A 13,062-nucleotide genomic window follows, 5' to 3' on the forward strand; every position below is an offset into this window, starting at 1 on the left:
GGTGGGAAGAACACGAATCCTGGAGGCGCTGGACCCGGCATCGTGGAAAGCGCGTCACCGGACGGAGCGCTACGGGTGACACCCGGCGACGCCGGGCTCGGGTCACCCCGACCCGGTTCCGTTGCCGGTGAGCGGCGGTGTGAGTAGGCTCATGACCCGGCAACGAATCGTTTTCGAAAATGGGAATGACATCGGGCCTTCGGGTCGTTACAGTAGGTAGTCCTGCGAAGGTCGCAGGCGCGTACGGGGCTGAACGGTTTCGACTGCGTACGTTGAGCAAGGGGAAGCGTGTCGGTGCAGGCAAGAGACCACCGTAAGCGTCGCTGCAACCAATTAAGCGCCGAGTCCACTCAGCGCGAGTACGCCCTCGCTGCCTAAGCGAGCGCGTCTCTGTCAGCCCGGGTTTGCTCTCGACCCGGATCCTGGCATCGACTAGAGAGCTCTACCGTACGGCTCGGTCGCGGAGACGTGCGGGACAACAAACAGCGACTGGGATCGTCATCTCGTCTTGTTCGCGAGAACGGGAGATCCGAGTAGAGACATAGCGAACTGCACACGGAGAAGCCCTCGCGAGGCGGCGGAGGACCCGGGTTCGATTCCCGGCAGCTCCACCATCGACCCGGGTAGGTGATCGACCATCGATCACCTACCCGGGTTTCTTGTTGTCCGGGTGAGCCTGATCGGCAGTCTCGGGAAACGGCAGTGCCCGCCGTCGAGACTCAGAGTGTGAGTGTTCTCGACGACGGGCACGGTCGCTGTCGGTCCCGGAGACGTCGGAGACGGCGCCGAAACAGCGAGAGCGAAACGAAGAAATGTCCTCCCCGGCATCGTCTTCATTTCGTTCACTGAAGTTAGCCCACCTAATTGTGAACGCCAATACTACTTTCGGGTCAGAAACTTTGGTCCCATGGCCGTGATGACTTTTTCGTCAGTATCCGTACCGACGCGCGGATCGGGGTACTCATCCCGCGCGTGCCGCGGATCGGCGGCAAGATGAGAACACCACCATCGACGAGGAGAGCATATGGCGCACGAACGAGCGGGACAGCCGGCCACCGCGGCGGATCTCGAAGATCTCGCACACCTTGTCACCGCCTACTACACCGTGCAACCGGATCCCGAGAACGCCTCGCAGCAGGTGGCTTTCGGCACGTCCGGTCATCGCGGCTCGAGCCTCGACGGTGCGTTCAACGAAGCCCACATCCTCGCGACCACCCAGGCCATCGTCGAATACCGCGCCCAGCAGGGCACTTCGGGCCCGCTGTTCTTCGGCCGCGACACGCACGCCCTGTCCGAACCGGCCTGGGCGAGCGCGCTCGAAGTGCTCGTCGCGAACGGCGTCGAAGTGGTCGTCGACTCCCGCGACCGCTACACCCCGACTCCGGCCGTCAGTCACGCGATCCTGCAGCACAATTCCGGCTCCGGTGCCCGCGCCGACGGGATCGTCGTCACCCCCTCGCACAATCCTCCGCGCGACGGTGGCTTCAAGTACAACCCCCCGTCGGGTGGTCCGGCCGACAGCGACGCGACGTCGGTCATCGCCGCTCGCGCCAACGAACTGCTCGCCGCCGGACTCGATGGGGTGAAGCGGGTGCCGCTCTCGTCGGCGCTCGCGTCCGCCGGACGACACGACTTCCTCGCCGCCTACATCGACGATCTGCCGAACATCGTCGATCTCGACGTCGTCCGTGCTGCCGGGGTACGGATCGGCGCCGACCCGATGGGCGGTGCGAGCGTCGACTACTGGGGCGAGATCGCCGAACGGCACGCCCTTGACCTCACCGTCGTCAATCCGCTCGTCGACGCCACCTGGCGGTTCATGACGCTCGACACCGACGGGAAGATCCGCATGGACTGCTCGTCGCCGAACGCCATGGCATCGCTGATCGGCAACCGCGAGGCCTACGACCTCGCGACCGGCAACGACGCCGACGCCGACCGGCACGGCATCGTCACCCCCGACGCCGGTCTGCTCAATCCGAACCACTATCTCGCCGTCGCGATCGACTACCTGTTCCGCAATCGCCCCGGTTGGGCGGAGTCGAGCAAGGTGGGCAAGACGCTCGTGAGTTCGTCGATGATCGACCGGGTCGCCGCCGGCCTCGGCCGCGACCTGCTCGAGGTGCCGGTGGGCTTCAAATGGTTCGTTCCCGGGCTGAGCGACGGTTCGCTGGGCTTCGGCGGGGAGGAGAGCGCCGGTGCGTCCTTCCTCCGGCGCGACGGCTCGGTGTGGACCACCGACAAGGACGGCATCGTCCTCGCCCTGCTCGCGGCGGAGATCACCGCGGTGACGGAGAAGAGCCCGTCCCGCTACTATGCCGAACTCGTCGATCGGTACGGCGACCCCGCTTACGCGCGCGTGGACGCCCCGGCGACGCGCGAGCAGAAGGCGGTGCTGTCGAAACTGTCGTCCGAGCAGGTCGGCGCCACCGAGCTCGCCGGCGAACCGATCACCGCGACGCTCACTGCGGCACCCGGCAACGGTGCCGCGATCGGTGGCCTGAAGGTCACCACCGAGAACGCGTGGTTCGCCGCCCGCCCGTCCGGCACCGAGGACGTCTACAAGATCTACGCCGAATCGTTCCGCGGCCCCGACCATCTCGCCGAGGTCCAGCAGGCGGCACGCGAACTCGTCTCGTCCGTCCTGTCCTGAGCCCGCTCGCCCACCGCGCGACCGGGCGAGGTCGTGCGCCTCGCTAACATCGTGGGCATCATGCGGACACGTGATGCGGCTTTGCCGCGGGAAATCTGGGTTCTGGTCGTCGCGAGTTTCGTGATCGCGCTCGGCTTCGGTCTCGTCGCTCCCGCGCTGCCCCAATTCGCGCGAAGCTTCGAGGTCGGTGTGACGGCGGCGACGGTCGTCGTGTCGTCGTTCGCGGCGATGCGACTGCTCTTCGCACCCGCGAGCGGGTCGCTGGTGCAGAAGTTGGGGGAGCGGCCCGTCTACATCACGGGCCTGCTCATCGTCGCCCTGTCGACGGGCGCGTGCGCATTCGCGGCGAGCTACTGGCAGCTGCTCGTCTTCCGGGCCCTCGGCGGCATCGGGTCGACGATGTTCACGGTGTCGGCGCTCGGTCTGCTCGTGCGGATCGCGCCCCCGGACGCCCGCGGTCGTGTGTCCGGCCTGTACGCGACCAGCTTCCTCATGGGCAACATCCTCGGCCCGCTCTTCGGCGGTGCCCTTATCGGACTGGGGCTGCGCGCACCCTTTCTCATCTACGCCGTGGCGCTGCTCGTCGCGGCCTCGGTCGTGGGGATCAGCCTGCGCTCGTCGGAACTCGCCCGTCCCGACAGTGGGGACGGCGTGCCCGTCATGCGCCTGCGCGACGCGCTGCGCTCGCCGGTCTACCGCGCGGCGCTGGGATCGAACTTCGCCAACGGCTGGGTGGTGTTCGGGGTCCGCGTGGCGATGGTGCCTCTGTTCGTCGTCGAGGCGCTCGACGAGGGTGAGGCGTTCGCGGGTGTCGCGCTGACCGCCTTCGCGGTGGGCAACGCACTCGTCCTCATCAAGTCGGGCAAGCTGTCCGACCGGTTCGGGCGGCGACCCTTCGTCCTGGCCGGTCTGGTGGTGTGCGGGGTCAGCACGATCGCCATGGGATTCACCGAGAGCGTCGTCTGGTTCCTCATCACCTCGTTCGTGGCGGGTATGGGGTCCGGGCTGTCGAATCCCTCGCAGCAGGCCGCCGTCGCCGACGTCGTGGGCAGCAAGGCCCGGGGCGGGCCGGTGCTCGCGACCTTCCAGATGGTCGCCGATGTCGGCGCGGTGATCGGTCCGGTCGCCGCAGGCTTCCTCGCGGACCGGTTGTCCTACTCGACGGCCTTCGCGGTCACGGGTGTGATCATGCTAGCGGCGACGCTGCCGTGGTTCGTCGTCGGACGCCCCCGGGTCGTCGAGCAGGCGACACAGGTGACCGACGACACGGCGCGGTGAGACGACCGCCCGGTATTGTCGCCGGCATGTGGGTCGGTCTCGTCTCCACGCTCGCCCGATACGGTCTGGCGGCGGTGTGGCTCGTCTCCGGTTGGGTGAAGTTCTCGGATCCGACGCAGACCGTCGTGGCGGTACGGGCGTACCAGATTTTGCCCACCGGCTGGGTGCGGCCGTTCGCCGCCGCCTTCCCCGTTCTCGAACTGGCCCTGGGCCTGGTCCTGCTCGTCGGTCTCGCGACGCGCTTCGCAGCGCTCGTCAGCGCCTTGGGGCTGGTCGCGCTCGTCGCCGCGATCGCCTCGGCGTGGGCGCGCGGCCTGTCGATCGATTGCGGCTGCTTCGGGGGAGGAGGTGTGGTCGAGGGCGTCGACGGCCGCGACTACGCGATCGAGATCGCCCGCGACGTCGGCTTCCTGGCGATGTCGATATGGCTGGTCGTCCGGCCGCGCACCTGGTTCGCGCTCGGTCCGGGTTCATGTGCTTCCCTCTCAGCGGCCCCTCAGCCGTCGATGGCAGAGTGAGATCGTCCTTCCCCACCGACGAGCAGTAGAGGGCAGCATCCGTGAGCGCGAAGAAGGTCTCATCCGGCAAGTACACACCGCAGCCGACGTCGAACAGGGTCACCTACATTCTCGGCGGCATCGCGATCCTGGTGATCGGTGCGCTCGTCATCGGTGGTGTCCTGTGGTCGTCGGGCAGCGGCGATCCCCGCAACGACGGTTACGGCTCCGTGCAGAACGGCGCGGTGGAAGTGTCGATCGAGGACGACGGCGCAATCCTGCTGGGCCGCCCCGACGCCCCACGGACCGTCGACCTGTTCGAGGACCCGCTGTGCCCCTACTGCGCCGAACTCGAACACAAGCACTCGCAGGAGCTCGCCCAGGCGATCGACGACGGCCAATTGGCGATCCGGTACCGGATGCTCGCTTTCCTCGACCGGGCGTCGAGCAGCGGCGACTACTCGACCCGCGCGGTGGCGGCCGCGCAGTGCGTCGCCGAGAGCGGCGATGCCCGCGCGTTCTCCGCATTCCACGACGCCCTGCTGTCGCCCGACAACCAACCGGCCGAGGGTGGCGACGGTGACATCGACAACGCGGGTCTCGCGCAGATGGCGCGCGACGCGGGTGCTTCCGAGGACGTCGCGCAGTGCATCACCGACGGCGCCCGGATCGATCAGGCCTCGGCCGACGCGGAGGCGGGACGCCGTCTGCTCGCGACGACCGGAGCGGCCGGCACGCCGGCTGTCGTGTACGAGGGGACCGTTATCGACGCCCTCGGCGACGAGAACTGGGTGACCGAACTCGTCGGATAGACGGAGCGGTGGCGGGAGCTGCGCACGGTGCGTGCTCCCGCCACAGTCACGCTGTCTACCAGCCGATTTGTTGGCGTCGAGCGCGATGGTGTAGTTTTCTTTCAGCGCGAAGGGGTCAACCGGAGCGCAACGGTACAACCGAATACGGGGCTATGGCGCAGCTGGTAGCGCACCACACTGGCAGTGTGGGGGTCAGGGGTTCGAGTCCCCTTAGCTCCACAAGATCGCTACAGGCGAGAGTTCACGCTCTCGCCTGTAGTCTTCGGTGGCGGTCCCCGTCAGGGCCGTGCAAGGGGCTATGGCGCAGCTGGTAGCGCACCACACTGGCAGTGTGGGGGTCAGGGGTTCGAGTCCCCTTAGCTCCACGTAAGTTGAGAAAATCGAAACCCGCCCCGCCTGAGTGCGGGGCAGGCTCGTTTCTGCGGTCACCGGCTCGGGGATGTCGGTGTTGACGTGATCCGGGTCGGCCTGACACGCCGAGCAGCGAGCTTGGCGGAAGGATCGACCATGACGGAAACACTGGAGCCCATGGCGGACGAGATGAACCAGCTGGAGTTGGCGCAGCAACTACTGGCCCAGGCCGAGGAACAAGGCGTCTAACTGATGGGCCCGAACGGACTGCTCGGGCAGTTGACGAAGACCGTGCTCGAAACCGCACTCGACGCTGAGGAACGAGCCGACGAGAGTGTCGACGCGGTCGAGGTTCAGCCCGGCGACGAATTCGTCAAACGGGTGCAGGGCATCAGCGAGGATCACCCCGTGTCAGACCTGAGTTCCACAAGTTGACGTCGTTTCTAGCCAATTCGTTAGGATCGCTGCAGGTCACGAGTTCGAGCATGTGGCGCGCGGGTCACTAATCGAGCGGAGTTTGGAGGTGGTGGATCTGTGCGTGGTGCAGTCCAAGACCGCCTCCGGGGCCATCGGCGTGCAGATCTGGGAGAAGATCCGCGGTCGGCGCCAGATGATCGCGCACATCGGCTCGGCTCACACGCCCGGCGAGCTTGCGGCATCGATCGAGATTGCTAAGCAACGAATCAACGCTAACCAGCACGAACTCGATCTCGGGCTGGAGGATCGAGCCTCGGCGGTGGTCCGAGGTGAGATAGTTTTGAGCCACCCACCGGATGGCTCTCGGGCATCAGAAGTTACCGTTGGATACAGTTCACTTGGCCCCCCGAAACCATAACCGAGAGATTCAAAAACGAGGCAGGCCAGACGTTTAGCCGATCAAAGATAAAGTGATACAGCAATGCCAACCACATTGACAGTTGATAACGAAACAGTCGAAGCTCTCGTCGAGAAACTCGCCAACGACCGCTATTTTCTCGCCGAATATCCCGCAGACCACGCTGCCTTTATCCTCTTTTACGAGTCAAACACAATAAAACTCCTTGCCGCCGCTTATGGGCCTCAGCGTGAGGATAACGTCGGCGACGTCCACCCCAAGACGTTTGGGATTCTAAAAGCGGTAGTCAACAACACTTGGCTCGACAACCGGGAAGACCAACCCGGCGAACCTGTCGCAGGGGTGATCCAGTGCGACCTCGAGGCGAAGTCCGCAACCGTGACCTACCACCTCGGCAACGAAGCCGAGGCCTGGCGCTTCAACGATGACAACTCCATGGAGCTTCGAGCCGCGCTGGCCCCCTGACCCGACCCCCACTGAGAGGACTTGGCAATGCCCGCTCCCCAGACGACTGACCCGACAGCGCTGCTCGGCCGGTGGGAATTGACCGGCTTCTCCGAACAGGACGCCGGACACCGCTCGGGCAGCTACGCGATCATCTTCCGCGACCGTTCACTCTACACCCCGGAAACCATCTCCCCCGCCGGAGGCGAAACGCTCGAGATCACCGACTCCGACGGCGAGGTCCACTTCTCGATGCGAGGCGGCGCCAAGGTCCCCTGGACCTCCGCCGAGAAGGAGCAGGGCGTCCTGACCGACTCGATCGAGGACCAGGACGGACGCATCGTCAGCAGCGTGGCGCCATACCTCCGCGTGGAGCGACTCGTGGACGGCACCTGGGTGAGCAAGTACTCCGACAGCGACCTCGACATGAACAGCAACCTGTTCACCGACGGCCCCGACCTCATCCTGATGGTCACCACCATCGTCGACGAACTCTACGTCACCAAATACTTCTACCGCTTCTCCCCAGCCTGAGCATTCCGTGCGACCATTACAGGCTCTTCCCAGATGACGGTGTAGGTCGGCCGGGCGCGTCGGTCCGCAGATAGACGTCGAGGTCTCCCGACGATGGAGGTTCCTACGCCATCCATCCGAAAGACCTCGACGTGTCCGACGCTACCCCGCCGGCCGGCTTCGGCCGCGCTGACCGCCTTCGCGGCTCATCCCAATCGACCCTGATCGGGTCTGCTGACCCCCTCGACGAGAACGCAGCGACATCACAGCCACCCGACCCCGACCGTCCGGGAAGCCGGGGGACGTCACATGGCCGGTGCTGCGGGCGTGTCGAGTGGGTCGTCCAGGGGCGACGCAGGAGCGTCGACGCGACGTGCTGAGAGGTGGTTCCAACCGAGCGCTAGGACACCGGCTACAGGCATGGCGATAGGTCAGGAACGGCGTCGCTCCCTGCGCAAGAGGGAGCGCAGAGTCTCGGCGTTCGCGTAGCCGACCCGTAGCGCGATCTCGGCGGAGGTGAGGTCCGTGGTTGCTGAGAGGTGCCGAGCTCGTTCGATGCGAAGCCGTTGGACGAAGCCGAGCGGAGTGAGGTTGAGCGCCGCACGGACTCGTCGTTCGAGGGTGCGCCGGCTGGTGCCGAGCGACTGCGCGACGAAGGCGACGTTGAACGGTTCGTCCAGGCGGGCGCGCACGAAGCGTTCGAACTCGACGACGATCGGGTCCTCGTGCCGGAGATGTTCGTAGGCGACGAAGGCCGCCTGCGACGGACGCTCGTCGATGATGAGGAGCTTGGCGACATGTTGGGCCAGGTCGGGGCTGATCGATCGCACGAGTGAGAGCGCGAGGTCGATGTGGGCGAACGCGGCGCCGGCGGTGACGAGGTTCCCGTCGACCACGACCATGGTGTCGAGATCGAGGGCGACGGTCGGATAGCGCTTCAGGAACTCCGGCCCCAGGAACCAGCTGGTCGTCGCCCGCCGATGATTCATCCGTCCGGTCTCGGCGACGGCGAACACGCCGGTGCACGCCGCGGCGATCCGGGTGGTCGCGTCGTCGAGGCGCCCGAGTGAGGCGATGACCGAACGTGCATCTCGGCTCTGGAGGGCGTCGTTGGTAGCGGCGGCCGTGAGGGTTCCAAGCGCAGGGACGATGACCACGTCGAACTCTCCGGACTCCGACAGCGGGTGGTCTACCGACAGGGTCATCGATGCCGTCGTGGTCACTCGCCGTTTCGGTCCGAGGATGGCGAGTTCGATCGGGTCGATCCGCGGGTCGACATCGCCGCGGGCTCCGTCGGCCACCCGCACGATGTCGATGACCGACGCGACAGCCGAACCGAAGCAGCCGTCGATCGCGATCAGTCCGATACGCATGGCGCGAACAATAGCAATACTGTCGTATACGCCACTCCCCACCGGCCCTCGCTCGTCATACGCTGAACTCGCCCCACGAAGAACCCCGACTTCAAGGAGAACCCTTCATGTCCACACCAGCATCACTTCCGTATGCATTCGTCGCCAAGATCGTCGCGGCCGATGGACAGCACGACGCGCTCGCCGATCTGCTCGCCGGCGCTGTCGCACTCGCCAACGAAGAAGTAGGAACGATTGTCTGGTTCGCGGCTAGGACCCACGCTGACACCTTCTGGATCTTCGATGCATTCCCCGACGAGGCCGCTCGCGACGCCCACGCCAACGGCGCCATCGTCGCAGCCCTGATGGCCAACCAGCACCTCCTCGGCGCAGCACCCGAGATCCTGGCGGCCGACGTCCTCGCGTCCAAGCTCCCGTAGTCCGCCAACGCACGAGACGATCGCGCCCCGCCGAGCCGTCGGACCCGACCGCCTCGACACCCGCACCACGTTGACGATCCCCGACGGGCCGATCACGAGGAGGCCAGGCAACACCAGGCGCAAGCCTGGAGCGGCACTGTTTCACCGGTGGTCATCGAGAGAGCCAGCGCGGTTCCATGGCAGCGCAACTGTGTCAACTTGCCCTCCGTCCCGCGAGGCGCCGTGGGCGGGTCGTGGTTGCGATCCGTTGCCGTGACGGGAGACGCGTTGCGCGTCGCAGCGATGACGGGTCGTTGGCGTTCCGGGGCGTTGCGTTCGTGCGCGCCGCGCGCGCGGCATGGAGCATCTCGCTGCGCACACAACGATCGCTGCGCCGACGCACCGTTGACACCTCGCACGTCCAGGTCGCGACACAACGCCACGCTGCGTTGCCGAGCGGAGCGAGGCCTATCGGCGTTGCCGAGCGGAGCGAGGCCTATCGGCACACGGGCAGGATGCCGGCCGCGAGCGCTCAGCCGGCGAGGGGTCCGTCGCAGAGGAGAGCGACGTCGGTGTCGGGCAGAGCCGTGAGGCCAGCGCATCGCGCGACCACCAGAACCGAACCGCCCCTGCCCTGCGTTTGCGCAGGGCAGGGGGCTGTTTCGCCGGAGCCGCCTGTCGGAATCGAACCGACGACCTAATCATTGATCGAGATTGCTAAGCAACGAATCAACGCTAACCAGCACGAACTCGATCTCGGGCTGGAGGATCGAGCCTCGGCGGTGATCGATCTGCCCGCCAGCACGGTAGCCGTAGTCAAACGCTCGTCGCCACGAATTTTGTGGCAGGGCTTGGCTGGCAGCTACGAGCGCCTGGGGTTGGGCGTGGTGGCGGATTCGGTATTCCGCGACCTGGTACTGGCCCGTCTGGTCGAGCCGACGAGCAAACTAGATTCGGTACGGGTGCTTGGGCGCCTTGGCCTAGATCCCCCGCACGTCAACACGCTTTACAACTGTCTGGGTCGGGTAATCGCTCGCGACTACCGCACTCTCATCGCGGCCGCTTGTTGGCGCCACGTCACGGCCGCCGGCGGCCCCGGCGTCGCCCTGCTGGTCGCCCGGGACGGATTCCCGCTGGACGTGCACGTTTTCGAGGGCAACAAGGCCGAAACCAAGACCTTGATCCCAGTGATTACCGCCTTCCAGGAGCGGCACGCAATCGCGGACATGGTCGTCGTGGCGGACGCCGGGATGCTTTCAGCGGCCAACCTCAACGCCTCGAAGACGCAGGTCTATCGTTCATCGTCGGCTCCCGCACCTCCAAAGCGCCCAAGGAGCTCGAAGAGCACTTCGGTCGCCCCGGCAACGCCATCGACGACGGCGAGATCGTGGAGCTGACCCGCCCGATGGGGCAAGGCCGCGACAGGCGCGACCGCCGAGTGGTGTGGCATTACAAGTGGGAGCGCGCCCAGCGGGATCGCCGCACGCTCAGCGCGCAGATCGACCGTGCTCAGCGGGTGGCCCACCGGGCCGAGCCCTTGAAGAAGCAGCGGTTCGTCAAGCTCATCGGACAGAACGTCACTTTGGACGAGGCCTCGATCGAACGGGCTCGCCAAGCGGCCGGATACAAGGGGTACGTCACCAATATCGACTCGACGATCATGGATGGCCACGCCGTGGTGGCGTCGTACCACGACCTGTGGAAGGTCGAGCAGTCGTTCCGGATGGCCAAGTCCGACCTCAAGGCCAGACCGGTCTTCCACCGGACCAGGGATTCCATCGAGGCGCACTTGACCGTGGTGTTCGCCGCGCTGGCGGTTGCCCGATACCTGCAGAACATCACCGGCGTATCGATCAAGAAGCTCGTCGGCGCCCTCGAACCCCTGCGCACGATCGTGGTCGCCATCGGCGACCACGAGATGATCGTCGAGCCGAGCATCAACGACGACGCCCGCAAACTCATCGATGCGATAAACGCGGGTCACTAAAAGTTGTGGAACTCAGGCCAGAGATCGGCGCGGGGTGATCCTCGCTCGGTGGACGGAGTCAGCGTCTGCGGGTCAGGCTCCGGCGTCATCGGCACGGACTCGTTTCGTCGTGCCGTCGAGCTCGGGGATGAGTCCGAAGTCGGTGAGGAGTTGTCCGATCTGAGTGTGGTCGAGGTGCTTGATGATGCGGTTGCCGACGAACTTCGGGCCGGGGAGCTCTACCTCCTCGCCGTCGCGCAAGCGCGCGGTGGCCTCGAGCAGGAACCTGAGATCATAGGTGGAGTTGAACACCTCCGGCACGCCGCGATCGATGCCCAGCAGCTGGTAGGCGGCCTCCATCGCAGTACGCACCGAGTACTCGGTGGTGAAGATCGTGTCGCGCGTGGTTTCGGCGAACTGGCCGATGAACGCGAAGTTCACCGCGCCCTCGGGCACCACGTCGGGGCGGTCACCGGCGGTGCGGGGCATGAAGAACGAGGTGACGTAGGGCATCATCACGGGCACGGTCTTCGCGCCGTTTGCCGCGAGCTCCGGGATGTCCTCGACGGGCACACCCAAGTGATAGAGCCATTCTTGGGTGATCTCTTCGCCGGTCGACTCCTGCATTGTCTTGCCGGTGAAGTCGCCGGGCACGTCGACGAACAGGCCGTAGACCCACACGACGATCTCGTCGGGTGCTTGCGCTTTGAAGTGCGGCTGGCGGTTGACTGTCCAGCTGAGCAGCCAGGACGAGTCTTTCGCGGTGACGATGCCGCCGGTGACGATGTTGCCGGAGAACGGGTCGCGCTTGGCGATCTTCTTGATGTACCTCGGGATCTCAGGGCCGATGGTGGTGACCGTCGCTGACTCCCACTTCGTCTTCGAGATGTCGCCGCAGAACACCTCGGGGCGTCCGAAAGAGGGGTGCTTGGCCGCGATGCGCCGCCACAGGTCCCACGCCGGCGCGGGACCTTCGTCGAGTCTGGCCGCATTGTGGTGGGTGCCGTCGTCGGAGTTCTCTGTGAGCGAACCGATCGTGGCGAGCACGAGGTCGTCGGGACCGAGGTCGACGCCGCCGGGCACGCCGCCCTTTGTCCAGTGGATGCGGGTGGCCTGTTTACGGTCGCCGTCGAAAACGAAGTCGATGTCGGTGACCTCGGTGGAGAACTCGAATCTCACGCCCTGGTCCAGGAGCCAGCGGTACATGGGCAGCACGAGCGATTCGTACTGGTTGTACTTCGTGAACTTCAGCGCCGAAAGGTCGGGGAGCCCGCCGATGTGGTGCACGAACCGGTGCAGGTAGAGCTTCAGCTCGAGTGCGGAGTGCCAGTTCTCGAACGCGAACATCGTCCGCCAGTAGAGCCAGAAGTTGCTGCTCAGGAACTCTTCACCGAAGATCTCGTCGATGCGCTTGTCTTCCATCTCCTCACGCGAGGCGAGAAAGACCTTGACCAACTCCTTCTGAGCTTTCTCGCTCAGGCCGAACTCATTGTTGGTGACGAACTCCTCGCCCTGCCGGTGTGTGACCCGGTTGAGTGAGTAGTTGGGGTCGTCTTTGTTGAGCCAGTAGAACTCGTCGAGGACGGATCCGTCGACCTCGAGCGACGGGATGGTGCGGAACAGATCCCAGAGGCACTCCATGTGGTCTTCCATCTCGCGCCCGCCGCGGATGACAAACCCTTTGTCCGGCTTCTTGATACCGTCCAGCGCGCCGCCGGGCAGGTCCAGGCGCTCGAGGATTGTGATCTTGTCGCCGGAGAGTTGCCCGTCGCGGATCATGAACACCGCTGAGGCCATCGAGGTGAGCCCGGCGCCGACGAACCAGGCGGTCTTGTTCTCGACTCCCTCGGGCTTGCGGGGGCGGGCGAAGGCTTCGTAGTTTCCACTGCTGTAGTACATCTGGCTTGCACGTCCTCTCGTGGACTGTTCTGCCGCGGTCGTG

12 protein-coding genes, 2 tRNA genes, 1 other RNA gene and 1 pseudogene are annotated in these 13,062 nt (G+C 65.6%); 14 read left to right on the forward strand and 2 right to left on the reverse strand.

What is annotated here, in order from left to right:
- The first annotated feature begins 245 nt into the window (after positions 1–245).
- The 11 genes and pseudogenes from ssrA (at position 246) to NVV99_RS17590 (ending at position 7,404) form a co-directional block, all read left to right on the forward strand.
- Positions 246–614: a transfer-messenger RNA gene (gene ssrA, locus NVV99_RS17540) on the forward strand.
- 410 nt (positions 615–1,024) lie between these two features.
- Positions 1,025–2,653, forward strand: a complete 1,629-nt coding sequence (gene pgm, locus NVV99_RS17545) for a phosphoglucomutase (alpha-D-glucose-1,6-bisphosphate-dependent) (protein WP_024101457.1) — start codon at positions 1,025–1,027, stop codon at positions 2,651–2,653.
- Between the two features lie 60 nt (positions 2,654–2,713).
- A complete protein-coding gene (locus NVV99_RS17550; RefSeq protein WP_024101456.1) occupies positions 2,714–3,931 on the forward strand; it encodes an MFS transporter in 1,218 nt (405 codons plus the stop codon).
- Positions 3,932–3,957: 26 nt separating this feature from the next.
- Positions 3,958–4,449 carry a MauE/DoxX family redox-associated membrane protein gene (locus tag NVV99_RS17555; protein WP_024101455.1) on the forward strand — a complete coding sequence of 164 codons (492 nt, stop codon included), beginning with the start codon at positions 3,958–3,960 and terminating at the stop codon, positions 4,447–4,449.
- 41 nt (positions 4,450–4,490) lie between these two features.
- The gene (locus NVV99_RS17560; protein ID WP_006550359.1) at positions 4,491–5,240 is read left to right on the forward strand and encodes a DsbA family protein; all 750 of its coding nucleotides are present in this window, start codon (positions 4,491–4,493) and stop codon (positions 5,238–5,240) included.
- 146 nt (positions 5,241–5,386) lie between these two features.
- Positions 5,387–5,459, forward strand: a tRNA-Ala gene (locus NVV99_RS17565).
- 73 nt (positions 5,460–5,532) lie between these two features.
- Positions 5,533–5,605 (forward strand) — tRNA-Ala (locus NVV99_RS17570).
- A 142-nt stretch (positions 5,606–5,747) separates the two neighbouring features.
- A pseudogene (locus NVV99_RS17575) lies at positions 5,748–5,909 on the forward strand (IS256 family transposase); the annotation flags it as partial.
- A gap of 220 nt (positions 5,910–6,129) precedes the next feature.
- On the forward strand, positions 6,130–6,426 hold the full coding sequence (locus tag NVV99_RS17580; protein WP_144376944.1) for a hypothetical protein: 297 nt from the start codon (positions 6,130–6,132) through the stop codon (positions 6,424–6,426).
- Positions 6,427–6,489: 63 nt separating this feature from the next.
- A complete protein-coding gene (locus NVV99_RS17585) occupies positions 6,490–6,891 on the forward strand; it encodes a hypothetical protein (RefSeq protein ID WP_024101451.1) in 402 nt (133 codons plus the stop codon).
- Between the two features lie 27 nt (positions 6,892–6,918).
- Positions 6,919–7,404, forward strand: a complete 486-nt coding sequence (locus NVV99_RS17590) for a hypothetical protein (protein WP_024101450.1) — start codon at positions 6,919–6,921, stop codon at positions 7,402–7,404.
- 410 nt (positions 7,405–7,814) lie between these two features.
- On the opposite strand, the gene NVV99_RS17595 is transcribed toward NVV99_RS17590, so the two are convergent.
- Complete coding sequence (locus NVV99_RS17595) at positions 7,815–8,756, reverse strand: GlxA family transcriptional regulator (RefSeq protein ID WP_024101449.1); 942 nt, start codon at positions 8,754–8,756, stop codon at positions 7,815–7,817.
- Between the two features lie 107 nt (positions 8,757–8,863).
- Between NVV99_RS17595 and NVV99_RS17600 the strand changes: the two genes are divergently transcribed.
- From NVV99_RS17600 to NVV99_RS17610, 3 genes are all read left to right on the forward strand, one after another.
- A complete protein-coding gene (locus tag NVV99_RS17600) occupies positions 8,864–9,175 on the forward strand; it encodes a putative quinol monooxygenase (RefSeq protein WP_006247389.1) in 312 nt (103 codons plus the stop codon).
- A gap of 683 nt (positions 9,176–9,858) precedes the next feature.
- On the forward strand, positions 9,859–10,551 hold the full coding sequence (locus NVV99_RS17605) for a transposase (RefSeq protein ID WP_242411736.1): 693 nt from the start codon (positions 9,859–9,861) through the stop codon (positions 10,549–10,551).
- Positions 10,455–11,141, forward strand: a complete 687-nt coding sequence (locus tag NVV99_RS17610; protein ID WP_339325497.1) for a transposase — start codon at positions 10,455–10,457, stop codon at positions 11,139–11,141. Before NVV99_RS17605 ends, NVV99_RS17610 begins: the two co-directional genes overlap by 97 nt.
- A gap of 72 nt (positions 11,142–11,213) precedes the next feature.
- Here NVV99_RS17610 and NVV99_RS17615 read toward each other — a convergent pair whose 3' ends face one another.
- Entirely contained in the window at positions 11,214–13,019 is a 1,806-nt protein-coding gene (locus tag NVV99_RS17615; protein ID WP_024101448.1) for an oleate hydratase, read from the reverse strand.
- Between the last annotated feature and the right edge of the window lie 43 nt (positions 13,020–13,062).

Source organism: Rhodococcus sp. PAE-6 (assembly GCF_025290685.1).
In the GTDB taxonomy this organism is placed as follows: domain Bacteria; phylum Actinomycetota; class Actinomycetes; order Mycobacteriales; family Mycobacteriaceae; genus Rhodococcus; species Rhodococcus pyridinivorans.